The organism is Brevundimonas nasdae (genome assembly GCF_016654005.1).
Classification (GTDB): domain Bacteria; phylum Pseudomonadota; class Alphaproteobacteria; order Caulobacterales; family Caulobacteraceae; genus Brevundimonas; species Brevundimonas nasdae.
In genome coordinates this window covers 201,037-219,423 of the sequence record NZ_JAEPWN010000002.1, presented here as the reverse complement: position 1 = coordinate 219,423, position 18,387 = coordinate 201,037, and the positions used below count along the sequence as shown (strand labels likewise).

At 64.1% G+C, this 18,387-nt stretch carries 20 protein-coding genes; 19 read left to right on the top strand and 1 reads right to left on the bottom strand.

Annotation, left to right across the window (positions count from 1 at the left end):
* The first annotated feature begins 1 nt into the window (after position 1).
* From JKF87_RS04315 to JKF87_RS04225, 19 genes are all read left to right on the top strand, one after another.
* On the top strand, positions 2 to 487 hold the full coding sequence (locus JKF87_RS04315) for a hypothetical protein (protein WP_201097638.1): 486 nt from the start codon (positions 2 to 4) through the stop codon (positions 485 to 487).
* Positions 487 to 2,532, top strand: coding sequence for an NADH-quinone oxidoreductase subunit NuoG (gene nuoG / locus JKF87_RS04310; RefSeq protein WP_201097636.1), 2,046 nt, complete (start codon positions 487 to 489; stop codon positions 2,530 to 2,532). The genes JKF87_RS04315 and nuoG overlap by 1 nt, the downstream gene beginning before the upstream one ends.
* A gap of 3 nt (positions 2,533 to 2,535) precedes the next feature.
* Positions 2,536 to 3,612 carry an NADH-quinone oxidoreductase subunit NuoH gene (gene nuoH / locus JKF87_RS04305; RefSeq protein WP_201097634.1) on the top strand — a complete coding sequence of 359 codons (1,077 nt, stop codon included), beginning with the start codon at positions 2,536 to 2,538 and terminating at the stop codon, positions 3,610 to 3,612.
* Entirely contained in the window at positions 3,613 to 3,831 is a 219-nt protein-coding gene (locus tag JKF87_RS04300; RefSeq protein ID WP_201097632.1) for a hypothetical protein, read from the top strand. It begins immediately after the preceding gene.
* Positions 3,828 to 4,043 carry a hypothetical protein gene (locus JKF87_RS04295; RefSeq protein ID WP_201097630.1) on the top strand — a complete coding sequence of 72 codons (216 nt, stop codon included), beginning with the start codon at positions 3,828 to 3,830 and terminating at the stop codon, positions 4,041 to 4,043. Before JKF87_RS04300 ends, JKF87_RS04295 begins: the two co-directional genes overlap by 4 nt.
* Positions 4,043 to 4,534 carry an NADH-quinone oxidoreductase subunit NuoI gene (gene nuoI, locus JKF87_RS04290; protein WP_201097627.1) on the top strand — a complete coding sequence of 164 codons (492 nt, stop codon included), beginning with the start codon at positions 4,043 to 4,045 and terminating at the stop codon, positions 4,532 to 4,534. The genes JKF87_RS04295 and nuoI overlap by 1 nt, the downstream gene beginning before the upstream one ends.
* A gap of 75 nt (positions 4,535 to 4,609) precedes the next feature.
* Positions 4,610 to 5,233 (top strand): NADH-quinone oxidoreductase subunit J, encoded by a 624-nt coding sequence (locus tag JKF87_RS04285; RefSeq protein WP_201097626.1) that lies wholly within the window; start codon positions 4,610 to 4,612, stop codon positions 5,231 to 5,233.
* A complete protein-coding gene (nuoK, locus tag JKF87_RS04280) occupies positions 5,233 to 5,541 on the top strand; it encodes an NADH-quinone oxidoreductase subunit NuoK (RefSeq protein ID WP_201097624.1) in 309 nt (102 codons plus the stop codon). Before JKF87_RS04285 ends, nuoK begins: the two co-directional genes overlap by 1 nt.
* An 8-nt stretch (positions 5,542 to 5,549) precedes the next feature.
* A complete protein-coding gene (gene nuoL / locus JKF87_RS04275; RefSeq protein WP_201098189.1) occupies positions 5,550 to 7,640 on the top strand; it encodes an NADH-quinone oxidoreductase subunit L in 2,091 nt (696 codons plus the stop codon).
* Positions 7,641 to 7,644: 4 nt separating this feature from the next.
* A complete protein-coding gene (locus JKF87_RS04270; protein WP_201097622.1) occupies positions 7,645 to 9,129 on the top strand; it encodes an NADH-quinone oxidoreductase subunit M in 1,485 nt (494 codons plus the stop codon).
* 9 nt (positions 9,130 to 9,138) lie between these two features.
* Positions 9,139 to 10,581, top strand: coding sequence for an NADH-quinone oxidoreductase subunit NuoN (nuoN, locus tag JKF87_RS04265; protein ID WP_201097620.1), 1,443 nt, complete (start codon positions 9,139 to 9,141; stop codon positions 10,579 to 10,581).
* A 4-nt stretch (positions 10,582 to 10,585) separates the two neighbouring features.
* Positions 10,586 to 11,350: a biotin--[acetyl-CoA-carboxylase] ligase gene (locus JKF87_RS04260; protein WP_201097617.1), complete on the top strand. Its 765-nt coding sequence runs from the start codon at positions 10,586 to 10,588 to the stop codon at positions 11,348 to 11,350.
* Positions 11,347 to 12,126 (top strand): type III pantothenate kinase, encoded by a 780-nt coding sequence (locus JKF87_RS04255; protein ID WP_201098187.1) that lies wholly within the window; start codon positions 11,347 to 11,349, stop codon positions 12,124 to 12,126. Before JKF87_RS04260 ends, JKF87_RS04255 begins: the two co-directional genes overlap by 4 nt.
* Positions 12,127 to 13,800 (top strand): ribonuclease J, encoded by a 1,674-nt coding sequence (locus JKF87_RS04250; protein ID WP_201097615.1) that lies wholly within the window; start codon positions 12,127 to 12,129, stop codon positions 13,798 to 13,800. It abuts the gene before it with no gap.
* Between the two features lie 9 nt (positions 13,801 to 13,809).
* The gene (locus tag JKF87_RS04245) at positions 13,810 to 14,148 is read left to right on the top strand and encodes a DUF3088 family protein (RefSeq protein ID WP_201097613.1); all 339 of its coding nucleotides are present in this window, start codon (positions 13,810 to 13,812) and stop codon (positions 14,146 to 14,148) included.
* Between the two features lie 9 nt (positions 14,149 to 14,157).
* The gene (locus tag JKF87_RS04240; RefSeq protein ID WP_201097611.1) at positions 14,158 to 14,424 is read left to right on the top strand and encodes a DUF1467 family protein; all 267 of its coding nucleotides are present in this window, start codon (positions 14,158 to 14,160) and stop codon (positions 14,422 to 14,424) included.
* 78 nt (positions 14,425 to 14,502) lie between these two features.
* A complete protein-coding gene (gene proS, locus JKF87_RS04235; protein ID WP_201097609.1) occupies positions 14,503 to 15,819 on the top strand; it encodes a proline--tRNA ligase in 1,317 nt (438 codons plus the stop codon).
* Between the two features lie 2 nt (positions 15,820 to 15,821).
* The gene (locus JKF87_RS04230) at positions 15,822 to 17,102 is read left to right on the top strand and encodes a lipoprotein-releasing ABC transporter permease subunit (RefSeq protein ID WP_236261144.1); all 1,281 of its coding nucleotides are present in this window, start codon (positions 15,822 to 15,824) and stop codon (positions 17,100 to 17,102) included.
* Entirely contained in the window at positions 17,095 to 17,799 is a 705-nt protein-coding gene (locus JKF87_RS04225; protein WP_201097606.1) for an ABC transporter ATP-binding protein, read from the top strand. Before JKF87_RS04230 ends, JKF87_RS04225 begins: the two co-directional genes overlap by 8 nt.
* Positions 17,800 to 17,816: 17 nt before the next feature.
* Here JKF87_RS04225 and JKF87_RS04220 read toward each other — a convergent pair whose 3' ends face one another.
* On the bottom strand, positions 17,817 to 18,191 hold the full coding sequence (locus JKF87_RS04220) for a hypothetical protein (RefSeq protein ID WP_201097604.1): 375 nt from the start codon (positions 18,189 to 18,191) through the stop codon (positions 17,817 to 17,819).
* Positions 18,192 to 18,387: the final 196 nt, after the last annotated feature.

Genomic DNA, 18,387 nt, shown 5'->3' with positions numbered 1-18,387 from the left:
CATGCGTCTTTCGCCCGCCATCGTCATCGGAGCCCTCGCTCTCGCCGCCTGCGGTGAGCGCGCGGCTGCGCCGAAGCCGGCGGAAACGGCGCCGGTCGAGGTGAAGGCGCCAGACGCCGTCGCGCCGACCGTGCTGACGGAGGCTGATTTGCGTCGCGTCTGCCGCGCCGGACTGGCCGCCGTCCACGGACAGCAGCCGCTGGCGATCGACGTCGATGGCGTCGAGGGCGGCGTGGTCCACGCTTCGTGGCGCGCCCCGGTCGACGGCGGTCGGATGCGCGCCGACTGCCGCGTGCAGAATGATCTGGTTGAGTGGAAGCCGCTCGACCTGCCAGATGAAACGCTCGTCCGCTGGATGAACCAGCCGGGCGATCCGGTGATCCGCTACGTCATCAAGGGCGCGGCGATCACCATCACACAGACGCTCCCTGATGGGACGACGGAACAGGCCGATCTGGCCGTTCCCGCTGAAGAAGAGGCCCGCTGATGCCAGTCGCCAAGGTCAACGGCGTCGAAACCGAGTTTGAGCCCGGCATGACCGTGCTCCAGGTCGCCGAACGTGCTGGACAGGAAATCCCGCGCTTCTGCTACCACGAACGCCTGTCCATCGCCGGCAACTGCCGGATGTGCCTGGTCGAGGTGAAGCCTGGACCGCCGAAGCCCCAGGCTTCGTGCGCGCTTCCGGCCGCCGACGGCCAGGAGATCTTCACCGATACGCCTATGGTGAAGAAGGCCCGCGAAGGGGTGATGGAGTTCCTGCTCATCAACCACCCGCTGGATTGCCCGATCTGCGACCAGGGCGGCGAATGCGACCTGCAGGACCAGTCCATGGGCTATGGCCGCGACGGTTCCCGCTATGCCGAGAACAAGCGCGCGGTCGAAGAAAAGCACATGGGGCCGACGATCAAGACCTTCATGACGCGCTGCATCCAGTGCACGCGTTGCGTCCGCTTCATCACCGAAGTCGCCGGCGTGCCGGACATCGGCATGATCTCGCGCGGCGAAGACGCTGAAATCACGACCTATCTGGAGAAGTCGGTCGCCTCGGAACTGTCGGGCAACGTCAACGACCTGTGCCCGGTCGGCGCCCTGACGCACCGCCCGTGGCAGTACCACTATCGTCCGTGGGAACTGAAGAAGACCGAGACCATCGACGTCATGGACGCCCTGGGTTCGAACATCCGCGCCGATTACCGCGGCTCGGAAGTCATGCGCGTGCTGCCGCGCGTGAACGAGGGCATCAACGAAGAGTGGCTGTCGGACAAGAGCCGCTATGTCGTCGACGGCCTGACCGCGCGCCGTCTGGACCGCCCGTGGATCCGCGAGAACGGCAAGCTGCGCGCCGCGACCTGGAACGAGGCGCTGGACGCTGTCGCCGCCAAGCTGAAGGCCGCATCGGCTGACCGCATCGGCGTCATCGCAGGCGACCTGCAGGACGCCGAGTCGATGAAGGCGACGCTGGACCTGTTCCGCGCCCTGGGATCGAAGAACACCGACAGCCGCCAGGACGGCGCCGTCCTGGGTTATGGCCCGCGTGAAGGCTGGCTGTTCAACACCGGCCTGGAAGGCATTGAAAAGGCCGACGCTGTGCTGATCGTGGGTGTGAACCCGCGCGTCGAGGCGCCGCTGCTGAACGCCCGCCTGCGCAAGAGCTGGATCAAGGGCGGGGTCGAGATCGCCGTGATCGGCGAACAGGCCGACCTGACGTTCGACTACGCCTATCTGGGCGCCGGTTCGAAGACCCTGGCCAAGCTGCCCAAGGCGGCGACGGACCTGCTGAACAAGGCCGAGCGTCCCGCGATCATCGTGGGCTCCGGCGCGCTGGCCGGGGAGGGCGGCGCCGCTGTCCTGAACGCTCTGGGCGCACTGGCCAAGAAGACCGGCGTCGTCACCGACAGCTGGAACGGCTTCAACGTCCTGCACCACGCCGCCGCACGCGTCGCCGGTCTGGACATGGGCTTCGTGCCTGCTGAAGGCGGCCTGACGGTTGCCGAAATGCTGAAGCCGGGCGCGCTGGACGTGCTGTTCCTGCTGGGCGCCGACGAGGTCGATCCGACCGGCTCGAACGCCTTCCGCGTCTATCTGGGCAGCCACGGCGACCGCGGCGCGCACGGCGCCGACGTCATCCTGCCGGGCGCCGCCTACACCGAGAAGTCGGGCATCTACGTCAATACCGAAGGCCGGGTGCAACTGGCCGAACGCGTCGTCTTCCCGAAGGGCGAAGCCAAGGAAGACTGGGCCATCATCCGCGCCCTGTCGGCACGCGTAGATCAGACCCTGCCTTACGACACGCTGGAGCAGCTGCGCGCGAAGCTGATGGGCGACCATCCGACCTTCGGCCGGATCGACTATCTGCCCGCGCCGGTTTCGTTCGACGTGGCCTCGCTGGGCGCCAAGGGCGACCTGGGCGACACCGTCTTCACCTCGGTCGTCACCGACCCCTATCTTTCCAACCCGATTGCGCGCGCCAGCGCGACGATGGCCGAACTGTCCGCCCTGCGGATCGCCCCGGTCGCGATGGCAGCGGAGTAAACCATGGACCCCGTTTCTTTCTGGGCCACGCCCGTCGGCTGGACGCTGATCACCGTCGGCCAGATCCTTCTGATCACCGTCGGCGTTCTGGTTGGCGTCGCCTTCCTGCTGCTGGCCGACCGCAAGGTCTGGGCCTCGGTGCAGATGCGCAAAGGCCCGAACGTCGTCGGTCCTTTCGGCCTGCTGCAATCCTTTGCGGACATGATCAAGTTCGTGCTGAAGGAAGTCGTGATCCCGGCCGGCGCGGACAAGGCGGTATTCATCATCGCCCCGATCATCACCGTCATCCTGGCCTTCATGGCCTGGGCGGTCATTCCGTTCGCCCCCGGTTGGGTGGTGTCGGATCTGAACGTCGGCATCCTGTACATCTTCGCCGTTTCGTCGCTGGGCGTGTACGGCATCATCATGGGCGGCTGGGCTTCGAACTCGAAGTATCCGTTCCTGGGTTCGCTGCGGTCTGCGGCCCAGATGGTGTCCTATGAAGTCTCGCTGGGCCTGATCATCATCAACGTCATCCTGCTGGCGGGCACGATGAACCTGTCCAAGATCGTGGAAGCCCAGAGCGGCTATTTCTGGAACTGGTTCGCCTTCGGCGGCGGCGCTGGAACCTGGCCGCTGGTGGTCATCCTGTTCCCGATGTCGATCATCTTCTTCATCTCGGCCCTGGCCGAGACGAACCGCCCGCCGTTCGACCTGCCGGAAGCGGAGTCGGAACTGGTCGCCGGTTATCAGGTGGAATACAGCTCGACCCCGTATCTGCTGTTCATGATGGGCGAGTACGTCAACATCGTCTTCATGTCGGCGATGATCACCCTGCTGTTCTTCGGCGGTTGGAACCCGGGCTTCCTGTCGCAATCCTTCCTGGAGGGCCTGCCGGCCTGGATCGCCTATACGATCTATCTGCTGACCTTCGTCACCAAGACCGTGTTCTGGTTCCTGTGCATCTCGCTGGTGAAGGCCTTTGTGCCGCGCTACCGCTATGACCAGCTGATGCGCCTGGGCTGGAAGGTCTTCCTGCCGACGTCGTTGGTCGCGGTTGTGATCGTGTCGGCCTGGCGCGTGTTCGTAGTGGGGGCGTAGATGGCCATACGTTCGATCCTGACCGGACTGATCGCGGTTGCGGCGCTGGGCGCCTGCGGGCCGGTGAAATGGGTGAAGGCTGAAACGCCGTCAGCCGATCAGCAGGCCATTGATCGCCGTCATGATAATGAACTCGCCCGCTTGTGCCAGATCATGAGCCGGGACGACCCGCGCTATAAGAGCGCCGACTGCGATGATAGAAGGCCAGGTGGGCGATGAGCCGTCTCCTGCTTCCATTGCTGATTACGGCGCCGATGCTTCTGGCCTGCGCTGCTGATCCGCGTCTGCCTGAGTCCAGTTATCAGTGGGAACGCCGCCAGAACCGCATCGAGCGGGACTGGCGGGCTGAACAGGCGTCGGCTGCGACGCCGAAGGCCGTTCCCGCCCAGACTTCAACCAACGGCGCCCCGACGCCAGAGGATCGTTTCTGATGTTTTCCCGTATCGCACAGGCTGCGAAGGGCGCGATGATGCTAGACGCCATCGGCGCCATCGGCCTTTCGCTGAAGTATATGGCGCGGCCCAAGATGACCGTGAACTATCCGTTCGAGCGGAATCCGCAGTCGCCGCGCTTCCGTGGCGAACACGCGCTGCGCCGCTACGCCAATGGTGAAGAACGCTGCATCGCCTGCAAGCTGTGCGAAGCCATCTGCCCGGCCCAGGCCATCACCATCGAGGCCGAACCCCGTGCTGACGGCAGCCGCCGCACCACGCGCTACGACATCGACATGGTCAAATGCATCTACTGCGGCCTGTGCCAGGAGGCCTGCCCGGTGGACGCGATTGTCGAAGGGCCCAACTCCGAATTCGCCGTCGAAACGCGCGAAGAGCTGCTCTACGACAAGCAACGCCTGCTTGATAACGGTGACCGCTGGGAACGGCAGATCGCCAAGAATCTGGAACTCGACGCGCCTTACCGCTAAGGCGCTCATCGCTAAACGGGTCGGCGATTCCTCGAACGGGGGTCGCGGCCGATACGAAAGGGGCTTCGTCCCGACATGCTGCAAAGCATAGCCTTCTTCCTGCTGGCGGCGGTCGCCACGGTTTCCGGCCTTCTGGTCGTGACCGCGCGCAACCCCGTGCACAGCGTGCTCTGGCTGATCCTGGCCTTCTTCTCGTCGGCGGGGCTGTTCGTCCTGCTGGGCGCAGAGTTCCTGGCGATGCTGCTGGTCGTCGTTTACGTCGGCGCGGTGGCGGTCCTGTTCCTGTTCGTCGTCATGATGCTGGACGTCGACTTCGTGAAGCTGCGCGAGGGATACGCCCGCTATCTGCCGTTCGGCGCGATCATCTCGGGCGTGCTGCTGGCCGAAATGATCATGGTCTCGGTGGCCGTGGTTCAGGGCGGCGCAACGAACGGACGCACGCCGGTCGAGCCTTCGCTGGACGTGACCAACGTGCAGGCCATCGGGCGGGTGCTCTATACGGACTACATCTACTTCTTCCAGGCTGCGGGCATCGTGCTGCTGATCGCCATGATCGGCGCCATCACCCTGACCCTGCGCCACAAGCCGCATATCAAGCGCCAGAACATCACCGACCAGGTCAACCGCGATCGCAACAAGTCGGTTGAGGTCAAGTCCGCCCAGTCGGGGCAGGGCGTCAGCGCCGAGGAGCTTCTCTGATGGTCATCGGATTGACCCATTATCTGACGGTCGCCGCCATCCTGTTCACGATCGGGGTGTTCGGCATCTTCGTGAACCGCAAGAACGTCATCATCATCCTGATGTCGATCGAGCTGATCCTGCTGGCCGTGAACATCAACTTCGTCGCCTTCTCGACCTATCTGAACGACATCAGCGGACAGATCATGGCGATGTTCGTCCTGACCGTCGCTGCGGCTGAAGCCGCCGTTGGTCTGGCGATCCTGGTGACCTTCTTCCGTAACCGCGGCGACATCGCGGTTGACGACGCTTCTGTGATGAAGGGCTAAGCGTGACTATTCAGACCCTCGTCATCCTGGGCGTCTTCGCCCCGCTGTTGGGTGCGGCCATCGCCGGCTTCTTCGGCCGCCGGATCGGCAACATCCCATCGCAGGCCGTAACGACCGGCCTGCTGTTCTTCTCGTGCGCCGTCGCCTGGACGGTGTTCGGACAATGGACCTGGGGCCACCTTGAGCCCTTCACCGTCCGTCTGGCGCCCTTCATCAATGTGGGCGACTTCCAGTCGGCCTGGTCGATCCGCATCGACGCCCTGTCGGCGACCATGCTGATCGTGGTCACCAGCGTTTCGTCGCTGGTTCACCTGTATTCCTGGGGCTACATGGCCGAGGACGACAGCCGACCGCGCTTCTTCGCCTATCTGTCGCTGTTCACCTTCATGATGCTGGCGCTGGTGACGGCCGCCGACTTCATGCAGATCTTCTTCGGCTGGGAAGGCGTGGGCCTGGCGTCCTATCTGCTGATCGGCTTCTGGTTCAAGAAGCCGACGGCCAGCGCCGCCGCCATCAAGGCCTTCGTCGTCAACCGCGTCGGCGACTTCGGCTTCGTCCTGGGGATCATGACGATCTACTGGATGTACGGCACGATCAACTTCGCCGAACTGTTCCCTCTGATCGGAACCAAGGCTGGCACGACGTGGGAGTTCCTGGGCGTCCATTGGTCCGCGCTGGATCTGGCTGGCTTCCTGCTGTTCATCGGCGCCATGGGCAAGTCGGCGCAGTTCTTCCTGCACACCTGGCTGCCGGACGCGATGGAAGGACCGACGCCTGTGTCGGCCCTGATCCACGCCGCCACCATGGTCACCGCCGGCGTCTATATGGTCTGCCTGCTGTCGCCGATCTATGAGTATGCGCCGGGCGCGTCGCAGATCATCGCCATCATCGGCGCGATCACGGCCCTGTTCGCCGCAACCGTCGGTCTGACGCAGAACGACATCAAGCGCGTCATCGCCTATTCGACCTGTTCGCAGCTGGGCTATATGTTCTTTGCGGCAGGCGTCGGCGCCTATCAGGCCGCCATGTTCCACCTGTTCACGCACGCCTTCTTCAAGGCCCTGCTGTTCCTGGGCGCCGGTTCGGTGATCCATGGCATGCACCACGAGCAGGACATGCGTAAGATGGGCGGTCTGTGGAAGCTGCTGCCCGTCACCTATGCGGTCATGACCATCGGCACCATCGCCATCACCGGCCTGGGCATCCCCGGCGTCGGCGGTTTCGCGGGCTTCTACTCCAAGGACTCCATCATCGAGAGCGCCTACGCCTCGGCGGCTTCGGGTCACTCGGCCATCGGCATGTTCGCCTTCTTCGTCGGCATCATCGCCGCCGGTCTGACGGCCTACTACTCGTGGCGTCTGGTCTTCATGACCTTCCACAACAAGCCTGTCTGGAAGGAAGAGGAGGGCCACGCCCATCACGCGGATGACCACGCCTCGCACGCTCAACTGGAAACCCATTCCGAGCCTGTCGCCGATGCTCATGCGCATGATGATCACGCCCATGACGACCATGGTCACCATGGCCCGCTGAAGCCGCACGAAAGCCCGTGGGTGATGCTGGTTCCGCTGATCCTGCTGTCGGTCGGCGCCGTGGCTGCCGGTTTCGTGTTCGCGCCGCACTTCATAGGCCATCACGAGCATGAGTTCTGGCGCGGCGCGATCTTCGTCGGCGAGCACAACCATGTGCTTCACGAAAGCCACGAAGTCCCGACCTGGGTGAAGTGGTCGCCGCTGATCCTGACGCTGATCGGCACCGCCTTCGCCTACTGGATCTATGTCGCTCGCGAGGGCATGGGCCGCCGCATGGCTGAACGGAACGGCGTCGTGTACCGCTTCCTCTACAACAAGTGGTATTTCGACGAGCTGTATGACTTCGTCTTCGTGCGCGGCTTCCGCGCCATCGGGAACTTCTTCTGGAAGATCTGCGACGTGAAGATCATCGACGGTCTCGGCCCGAACGGCGCTGCCTGGGCGTCTCTCAAATCCGCCGCACGACTGGGCAAGATCCAGTCCGGCTATGTCTATCACTATGCCTTCGTGATGCTGCTCGGGGTGGCTGGTTTGCTCACCTTCGCCATCCTCGCGTGGGGAGCCTGAGCCCGTGCCCTACATCCTGAGCCTTGTCACATTCCTGCCGCTGGTCGGCGCACTGGTCATCCTCGGCGCCAGACTGGCGTCGAAGAACCAGGACGCCGCCGCGCCTGCGGCCCGCTGGATCGCCCTGATCACGACCCTGGTCGTCCTGGGCGTGTCCGTTGCATTGGTCGCCGGGTTTGATCCGTCGAACACCAACTATCAGTTCGTCGAGTTCGCCCCCTGGTTCGCAGGCGCCAGCTATCATCTGGGCGTCGATGGGGTTTCGATCCTGTTCGTCCTGCTGACGGCCTTCCTGATGCCGATCTGCATCCTGGCCAGCTGGAAGTCGGTTTCGACGCGCGTCGTCGAATATATGGCCGCCTTCCTGATCCTGGAGACGCTGGTCATCGGCGTCTTCACCTCGCTGGACCTGTTCCTGTTCTACATCTTCTTCGAAGGCACTCTGGTGCCGATGTTCCTGATCATCGGCATCTGGGGCGGTCAGAACCGGATCTACGCGGCCTACAAGTTCTTCCTCTACACCCTGCTGGGGTCGGTGCTGATGCTGCTGGCCATGCTGTGGATGGCGCACACCGCCGGAACCACCAGCATCCCGGAACTGAAGAAGTTCGCCTTCAGCCCCGCCGTTCAGCCGATCCTTTGGCTGGCCTTCTTCGCCTCGTTCGCGGTGAAGATGCCGATGTGGCCGGTCCACACCTGGCTACCTGACGCCCACGTTCAGGCGCCGACGGCGGGTTCGGTCATTCTGGCCGGCATCCTGCTGAAGCTGGGTGGTTACGGCTTCATCCTGTTCAACGTGCCGATGTTCCCGCAGGCGTCGGAAATGTTCCGCCCGCTGGTCTTCACCCTGTCGGTGATCGCCATCGTCTATACGTCGCTGGTCGCCTGGCGTCAGACGGACATCAAGAAGCTGATCGCCTATTCGTCGGTCGCGCACATGGGCTTTGTGACCCTGGGCATCTTCTCGGGCAACGACGTGGGCATGCAGGGCGCCATCTTCCAGATGATCAGCCACGGTCTGATCTCGGGCGCGCTCTTCCTCTGCGTCGGCGTGGTCTATGATCGGATGCACACGCGTGAGATCGCCTTCTATGGCGGCCTGACGTCGCGGATGCCGTGGTTCGCCGCCATCTTCCTGATGTTCACCATGGCCAACGTCGGCCTGCCGGGCACCTCGGGCTTCATCGGTGAAATCCTGACGATGACGGGGACCTATCACGCCTCCACCTGGGCGGCCCTGGTTGCGGCCTCGGGCGTGATCTTCTCGGCGGTCTATGCGCTGACGCTGTACCGCGCGGTCATGTTCGGCGAGATCACCAATCCGAAGCTGCAGACCATCACCGATATCGACAAGCGCGAACTGCTTCTGTTCGTGCCGCTGATCATCGGCACCATCTGGCTGGGGGTCTATCCGGCCGCCGTCCTCGATTACACCGGGCCTGCCGTTGAGGCCCTGACCAGCGCCTATCGCGTCGCGATCGGCGGGTGAGACTTAAAGATGCCTGATCTGTCCTCCGCCCTGCATCTCGCCGCCTCGGAGCTGACCCTTGCGGTCGGCGCCCTGGTCCTGCTGATGGTCGGCGCCTTCATCGGCGACAAGAGCGCCCGGTTGGTGTCGATCCTGTCGACCCTGCTGCTGATCGCCGCCGCCGTCATCGCCGTCACCGGCCCCTGGGGTTCGGCCTTCAACGGCGCCTATATTGCTGATCCGCTGGCCATCTATGGCAAGAGCGTCATCTATCTGTCGGCCGCCGTGGCCATCATCCTCGGCGATGGCTGGATGAAGCGTACGCGCATCGCCAAGTTCGAATATCCGGTCCTGATCGTGCTGGCCTCGGTCGGCATGGGCATGATGGCCTCCTCGGGCGACCTGATCTCGATGTACGTCGGGATCGAGCTGCACTCGCTGGCTCTGTACGTCCTGGCCGCCTATCACCGCGACGACGTCAAGGCGTCGGAAGCGGGCCTGAAGTATTTCGTCCTGGGCGCCCTGTCGTCGGGTTTGCTGCTGTACGGCGCCAGCCTGATCTACGGTTTCGCCGGTTCGATGCGGTTCGAAGACATCGCCGCGTTCGCCGTGGACCATCCGTCGACTGGCCTGCTGTTCGGTCTGGTCTTCCTGATCTGCGGTCTGGCGTTCAAGGTTTCGGCGGCGCCGTTCCACATGTGGACGCCTGACGTTTACGAAGGCGCGCCAACCCCGGTCGTCGCCCTGTTCTCGACGGCGCCCAAGGTTGCGGCCATGGTGCTGATCGCGCGCGCTCTGGAAGGCGGGTTCGGTGAATCCCACGCTCAGTGGTCGCAGGTTCTGATCGCCATCTCGCTGATCAGTTTCGTCGTCGGCGCGTTCGGCGGTCTGGCGCAAAAGGACATCCAGCGTCTGCTGGCCTATTCGTCCATCGCCAACATCGGTTACGCCCTGCTGGGCATCGCGGCTGGCACCAGCCAGGGCCTGCAGGCCATGCTGATGTTCATGACGCTGTATGTCATCGACCAGCTGGGCTTCTTCGCCATCCTGCTGTCGCTGTCCAAGTCGGGCCGTCCGATCCGCCGCATCGCCGATCTGGCGGGTTTGAAGAAGGATCGTCCGCTGACTGCGGTGGCCCTGACCATCCTGTCGCTGTCGGTTCTGGGGATGCCGCCGTTCTCGGGCTTCTGGGGCAAGTACTATGTGTTCGGCGCCGCTGCGAACGCGGGCCTGTGGCCTGTCGCCGCCGCTGGTCTGGTCGCATCGGTCGTCGCCGCCTTCTATTATCTGCGGATCATCAAGCTGATGTGGTTCGATGCGCCGGTGGATGACGTGCCGACGGACAAGGCGCCGGTGGAGGCCAAGTGGATCGGCTGGGCCTGTGCGGCCTTCTCCTTCCCGCTGGTGATCCTGGGTCTGACCTGGCTGGAGCCGCTGACCAAGGCCGCGAGCGCCGGTTTCGGGAACGGGTAGGGCGTTGACGCCCGCCCCCCTGGTCATCCACGACGAGATCGACTCGACCAACGCCGAGGCGCGCCGCCTTGCCGAGGCCGGAGAGACCGGGCCGCGCTGGATCGTGGCGCGCCGCCAGACCGCAGGTCGTGGGCGGCGTGGCCGCAAGTGGGACATGGAACAGGGCAACCTGGCGGCCACCTTGCTGATCACAACGCCCAAGTCGGCGGCGGAGGCGGCTCAGGCCACCTTCGTTGCGGCTCTAGCGGTGGCGGACCTGCTGGACGTCTTTGTGTCGCCGGCTCTGGTCACGATCAAATGGCCCAATGACGTCCTGCTGGGCGGGGTCAAGGCGTCGGGCATTCTGGTTGAATCCGGCGCCCATGCGAACGGCGACCTGTGGCTGGCCGTCGGGATCGGCGTGAACCTGGCCCATGCGCCCCAAGGCACGGAACGGGGCGCCGCGGCGGTCGCCGACAGCCTGCGCGCCGACCTGACCTATGTGCCGCCCATTGAAGCCGCGGCCGAGATTCTGGCCGAGACCTTCGCTGTCTGGTGGGGCCGCTGGCAGACGCTGGGCTTTGAGCCGGTGCTGGATGCCTGGACCAGTCGCCTGACGGGGCTGAACGGGCCGTGCGTGGCGCGTCTGGACAATGAAACGCTCGAAGGTGTGGCCGAAGGCGTTGAGCCGGACGGTGCGCTGCGGCTGCGACTGGCCGATGGATCGGTGCGTCTGATCTCGGCGGGGGACGTGTTCTTCGGCTCGGCCTCCAAGATCGTGACCGCCTGATGCTGCTGGCGATTGAACAGGGCAACACCAATACGCTGTTTGCGGTCCATGACGGGTCCGAATGGATCGCTCAATGGCGCGCCGCAACCGAGGCCACGCGGACGGCGGATGAATATGCTGTCTGGCTGAACCAACTGATGCTGATGAAGGGGCTGAAGGTCGCTGGCCTGACCGGTTGCATCATCTCCAGCGTCGTGCCGCAGTCGATCTTCAACCTGCGCAATCTGGCACGGCGATATCTGAACATCGAGCCGCTGGTGATTGGTGAGAACGTCAATCTGGGCATCGACGTGCGGATCGCCAAGCCCAGTGAGGCCGGGGCGGACCGTCTGGTCAACGCAATTGGCGCCAAGCTGCTGTATCCCGGCGACCTGATCGTCATCGACAGCGGCACCGCCACCACCTTCGACATTGTCGGCGCGGATGGCGCGTTTGAGGGCGGCCTGATCGCGCCCGGCATCAATCTATCGCTTCAGGCCCTGCACGAGGCGGCGGCCAAGCTGCCGCGCATCGCCATCCAGCGCCCGGAACACGTCATCGGCAAGGGCACGGTCGAGGCCATGCAGTCCGGCGTTTTCTGGGGCTACACCTCCCTGATCGAGGGACTGGTCGCGCGCATCAAGGCGGAGTGGGGCAAGCCCATGACCGTCATCGGAACCGGCGGCGTGGCCAGCCTGTTCGAAGGGGCGACCAACAGCATTGATCATTTTGATCCTGACCTGACCATCCGTGGTCTTCTCGAAATCTGGCGTCGCAACGCCCATTTGACTGACTGAATGAAAAAGCAAACCCAAGACGAACTCGTTTTCCTGCCGCTAGGCGGCTCGGACGAGGTCGGTATGAACCTGAACGCCTACGGGTATGGGCCTGAGAACAATCGCGAATGGTTGATCGTCGATGTCGGCGTCACCTTCGGCGATCTGTCGACGCCCGGCGTGGACGTGATCGTGCCCGATCCCACCTATCTGGAAGGTGAGAATATTCGCGGCATCGTGCTGACCCATGCGCACGAAGACCATATCGGCGCGCTGGGCTGGTTGTGGCCGCGCATCAAGGCGCCGGTCTACGCCACGCCCTTCACCGCCTATCTGATCCGCGACAAGCTGCGTGAGCGCGGCCTCCTTGATGAGGTCGAACTGATCGAGATCCCGCTGGGTGGTTCGGTCCAGTTGGGCCCGTTCGGCGTGACCTTCGTCACTATGACCCACTCGATCGCCGAGCCGAACGGCCTGGCCATCGACACGCCCCTGGGCCTGGTGTTCCACACCGGCGACTGGAAGATCGACGACCAGCCGGTCATCGGCTCCAAGACCGACGCTCCCGCCATCCGCGCCCTGGGCGACAAGGGCGTGCTGGCGATGGTCTGCGACTCGACCAATGTCTTCGTGCCGGGCGTCGCCGGGTCCGAAGGCGATGTGGCGGTGGCGATCACCAAGCTGATCTCGACCCTGAAGGGCAGGGTGGCGGTTGGCTGCTTCGCCTCCAACGTCGCGCGCATGGACAGCGTCATCCGCGCCGCCGAGGCCAATGGGCGGCGCGTCGCCTTGGCCGGTCGGTCGATGCACCGCATCACGGCGGCGGCGAAGCACGTCGGCATGTTGCAGGACGTGAAGCCCTTCCTGTCCGACGAAGAAGCCCGCGTCTGGCCCGCCGATCAGATCTTGTATCTGTGCACCGGCAGCCAAGGCGAGGCGCGCGCGGCCCTGTCGCGCGTGGCGGACGGCACCCATCCGACGGTCAAGCTGGGCCTGGGCGACCACTGCATCTTCTCGTCGCGCCAGATTCCCGGCAATGAACTGGCCATCGGTCGTCTGCAGGACCGTCTCGCGGACCGTGGCGTGCGCCTGTACACCGAGAAAGACAGCCCCGGCATCCACGTCTCCGGCCACCCGTGCCGCGACGAACTGAAGCAGATGTACGAATGGGCGCGGCCCCAGATTGCGGTGCCGACCCATGGCGTGCGCCGCTTCCTGCTGGAACACGCAAACCTGGCCAAGGACATGGGCGTCAAGGAGGCCGTGACGCCGCGCAATGGCGACATGGTGCGCCTGGCACCTGGTCCTGCGGCCATCATCGACGAAGTGCCCAACGGCCGCCTCTATGTCGACGGCGGCATGCTGGTGACGGAACAGGGCGAGGCTCTGAAAGAGCGCCGTCACGCCTCGACCAACGGCGTCCTGATCGTCAGCTTCTGCCTGGACAAGCGCGGACGGATCGTCAGCGACATAGACATCCGCAGCGTGGGTCTGCCCGGCGACCTTGAGAAGCCGCTTGGGGATGTCTTGGATGATCTGGCCGAGCGCGTGGAACAGGTGGTCACCAGCCTGAAGGGCGAGGCGCTGGAAGATGAAATGGTCATCGAACAGGCGGTTGGTCGTGTGTTGAAGAAGGCCAGCCAACGCATCTGGGATCGTCGCCCGATCGTGGAAACCATCGTCCTTCGTCTGTAGAGCATCGTCATGGCTGAGCCGCTTTTCCTCATCAAACCCGACTGGCACGACGCGCACGGCGGACCCTGGTACTGCCCGCCTGGAGCGGTGATTGAGGGCGTACTCAGCTTCTATCCGAAGCTGCGCGAACTGCTGGACGTGGTCTATGTGGACTTCCCCCGCCCGCGCCCGGCTGTGCTGGAGTGGGTCGGGGAGGCGGATCAGAGCTGTCCGCTGCTGGTGCTGGACGGCCAGTTCGACTGGCCTGACGCCCAGGTCAGTGCGACGACTGGCCGCCTGTTCCTGCAGGACGAGGCGATTATTCCCTATCTGGCCGCCCGCTACGGGATCGGTCTGCCGCACCCCTAGAGGTCAGTCATGCCCATCGGCATCTTCACCATGATCGGTATCTACGTCGTCGTCTGGTGGACGGTGCTGTTCGGCATTCTGCCGTTGGGCATGTCGCAGGAATCGCCCGAACCGCCGAAGGACGGCGCCCAGTGGGGCGCGCCCAAGACGCCGAATCTGAAGAAGAAGTTCATCACCACGACCTGGGTGGCGGTGCTGGTCTGGATCTTCATCATGGTGCTGATCTACACGGGCTGGCTGCCTCTGCCTGATTTCTCACGGGCGCCAGCCGTCTAAACGATAAGGCGGCCTAGCTTTCGCCCCGGTCCAACGGCTAAAGCCTTAGGACTGTTTCGACGCCTAGGATTCCTGATCATGCGCCTGTCGCGCTTTTTCCTGCCCACGCTGAAGGAAGCCCCTTCGGACGCCCAGATTGTTTCGCACCAGCTGATGCTGCGCGCGGGCATGATCAAACAGGAGGCCGCCGGCATCTACGCCTGGCTGCCATTGGGTCTGCGGGTGCTGCGCAAGATCGAGCAGATCGTGCGTGAAGAACAGCAGCGGGCAGGGGCGGTCGAACTGCTGATGCCCACGCTGCAACTGGCCGATCTGTGGCGCGAGTCGGGTCGTTACGACGCCTACGGCCCCGAAATGCTGCGCATCACGGACCGCCATGAGCGCGAACTGCTGTACGGACCCACCAATGAGGAGATGATCACCGACATCTTCCGGGCCTATGTGAAGTCCTACAAGTCCCTGCCGCTGAACCTGTTTCACATTCAGTGGAAGTTCCGCGACGAGCGCCGCCCGCGCTTTGGCGTCATGCGCGGTCGTGAGTTCCTGATGAAGGACGCCTATTCGTTCGACGTGGACGAGGCGGCCGCCCGCATCGCCTACAAGCGCATGTTCGCGGCCTATCTGAACACCTTCTCACGTCTGGGCCTGAAAGCCGTGCCGATGCGCGCCGACACCGGCCCCATCGGCGGCGACCTGAGCCACGAATTCATCGTTCTGGCCGAGACCGGCGAGAGCGAGGTCTTCTGCGACCGCAAGCTGGTCGAGATGGATGCGCCGGGGCACAACCTCAGCGTCGAGCAACTGGAAGACGTCTTCAAGGAACGCACGGCTCTGTACGCCGCCACCGAAGAAATGCACGACGTCGCGCGTTTCGAGAGCGAGACGGCGGAGGGCGATCGCCTGTCCGCGCGCGGCATCGAGGTCGGTCACATCTTCTATTTCGGCACGAAATATTCGGCGCCGATGAAGGCCAAGGTTGCCGGTCCTGACGGTCAGGACGCCGAGGTCCATATGGGCAGCTACGGCGTCGGCGTGTCGCGCCTGTTGGGTGCAATCATCGAGGCCAGCCACGACGAAGGCGGCATCATCTGGCCGGATTCGGTCGCGCCGTTCGACGTGGTCGTCATCAATCTGCGCGCCAATGACGAAGCCGTTTCGGCGGCCTGTGAAGACGCAGTGGCTCAGTTGGAGAAGCTGGGTAAGGACGTGCTGTATGACGACACCGACGAACGCCCCGGCGGCAAGTTCGCCACCGCTGATCTGATCGGCGTGCCGTGGCAGCTGACCATCGGTCCCAAGGGACTGGCCGACGGCGTGGTCGAGCTGAAGCGCCGTGCGACCGGCGAAAAACTGTCTGTGCCGCTGGCTGAAGCCCTCGAAAGGTTGACTGCTTGAACCTGCCGTCTCGTCCTTCCGGTCCATTCTCCTCGTGGGAGATCGGTCTCGCCCTCCGTTATCTGCGCGCCAAGCGCAAGGAGGGCGGGGTCGCCCTGATCGCCATCATTAGCTTCATCGGCATTCTGCTGGCCGTGATGGCGCTTATCGTGGTGCTGAGCATCATGTCGGGCTTCAGGAACGAGCTGCTGGGGCGGATGCTGTCCTTCAACGGGCATATGTATGTCCAAGGCAGCGTCCTGACCTCGCTGGATCGAGACGAGGCGTTGAAGCGGATTGCAGCCGTGCCGGGCGTCGTCAGCGTGGCGCCGCTGAACGAGGCGCAGAGTCTGGTTCGCGTCGGCAGCTATACGACCGGCGCTGTCGTGCGCGGCGTGCGGCCCGAAGACCTGGCGGACACCAAGTTCGTCTTTGACAGTCTGACGCCTGCCGAACGGGACAGCTTCGGCAAGGGCGCCTATGGCGGCGACCGCATTCTGATGGGGGCGACGCTCGCCAACTCCATGGGGGTGCGTGTCGGTGATCCCATCACCCTGTTTTCGCCCACGGGCGCCGACAGCGCCTTCGGCAATCTGGGCGGGCTGGAAAAGACCTACTACATCGGCGGCCTGTTCCGCTCCGGCGCGGCGGATTACGACCGCGCCTTCATGTTCATGCCGTTGGAGCAGCAGCAGCTGTTCTTCGGCAAGGAAGGCGTCTGGGACGTCATCGAGATCAAGGTCGCGAACGCCGACAAGGTGGGCGACATGACCGCAGCGGTGCGTGACGCCGCTGGGCCGGGGGCCATCGTCACCGACTGGCGCGAACGTCAGGCCGCATTCTACGGCGCGCTGAAGGTTGAGCGCGTGGCCATGAGCATCATCCTGGGCATGGTGGTCGCCATCGCCGCGCTGAACATCATCTCCGGCATCGTCATGCTGGTGAAGAACAAGACCAAGGACATCGCGATCCTGCGCACCATCGGGGCCAGCCCGTCGTCCATCCTGCGCGTCTTCTTCATGGCCGGGTCCATGATCGGCATCGCGGGGACGGTCGCAGGGCTGATCCTGGGGCTGTTGTTCTGTCTGAACATCGGCGCGATCCAGCACGCGTTGGAGTGGGTGTTCCAGACCAAGCTGTTCAACTCCGACGTCTATATGCTGGACGCCATTCCGGCGGAGGTCGATCCGGTTGACGTGATCTGGATCACCGTCTGGGCCACCTTCATGTCCTGCATCGCCAGTCTGATCCCGTCGTGGGTCGCCACCCGGATCGATCCGATTGAGGCGCTGCGTTATGAGTAAGGCTCCCATCCTGTCCGTGCGCGGTCTGACGCGCACCTATGAGACGGCGCTCGGCGGTCTGACGGTGCTGAAGGGCGTCGATCTGGACGTGTTTCCGGGTGAGATCGTGGGGCTGATCGGTCCATCCGGCTCGGGCAAATCGTCGCTGCTGCACGCGGCTGGCCTGCTGGAGCGGCCTACGGCGGGCACGGTGACGATTGACGGCGAGGCTGTCGGAAATCTGGACGAGCGGGCGCGCACGCGCCTGCGTCTCAGCCGGATCGGCTTCGTCTATCAGTTCCACCACCTGCTGCCCGAGTTCGATGCGCGCGATAATGTCGCGCTGCCCATGAGGATCGCGGGTGTCACGCAGGCGGAGGCCCGCAAGCGCGCCGAAGAGACGCTGACGGTGCTTGGGCTCGGCGAGCGAATGACGCACCAGCCGGCGCAGCTTTCAGGCGGCGAGCAGCAGCGGGTGGCTATCGGTCGCGCCCTGGCGAACGGCCCACGTCTGCTGCTGGCGGATGAACCGACGGGCAATCTGGATCCGACGACCAGCCAGTCCGTCTTCGAGTCCCTGCGCAGTCTGGCGAAGACCACGGGCGTCGCCGCCCTGATCGCCACCCACAACATGGAGTTGGCCGGCCATATGGACCGGGTGTTCGCCCTGAAGGACGGCCACCTGGAAGAGCGCGCCGCCGAGAGCCACGCCTACTGATTTTCAGGTTACGCGGCTCAGTGCCGGGTTGTGTGCGAACGGGTGGACGGGAAGCTGTCGGCGGGGGCCATCAGCCCGTCGCCGTACCCTCCGACAATGGTTTCCGCCTGACGCAACGCCAGCCAGGTCAGGAAGGTGGGCAGGGTGGTGAGGTCCGAGGCGGTGTCGTCCAGTTCCTCTCGCAGCCAGGTCCGTTCCTCCTTGGCCAGGGTCGGCACCAGGAGAGCAGGGGCCCGATAGGTTCGCTGGGCGATGGGGCGGCGCAACAGCAGCTGGACGTCGACCTCGCAAGGGCTGTCCTCCAGCATCTGAGTAAAGCGGTCCAGATACTGTCCGCTGCCTTCAAGACCATACATGACGCGATTGGCGTCGCAGAGGATGACGCCGGCCAATCCCAAGGTTCTGGCATGGCCTTTGCGTAGATCCCTGAGAGCGGGCCAAAGACGACCCGTTTCGAAATCCTGCTCTACGCGAGTGACAAGGATTGCGGCTTCCAGCATGCCGACACGGCGCTCATTCAGTGATTTCATCATCACCTGATGGCTGGACCAACTGCGCTGCTTGATCAATTGCGTGGGACTACGAGGT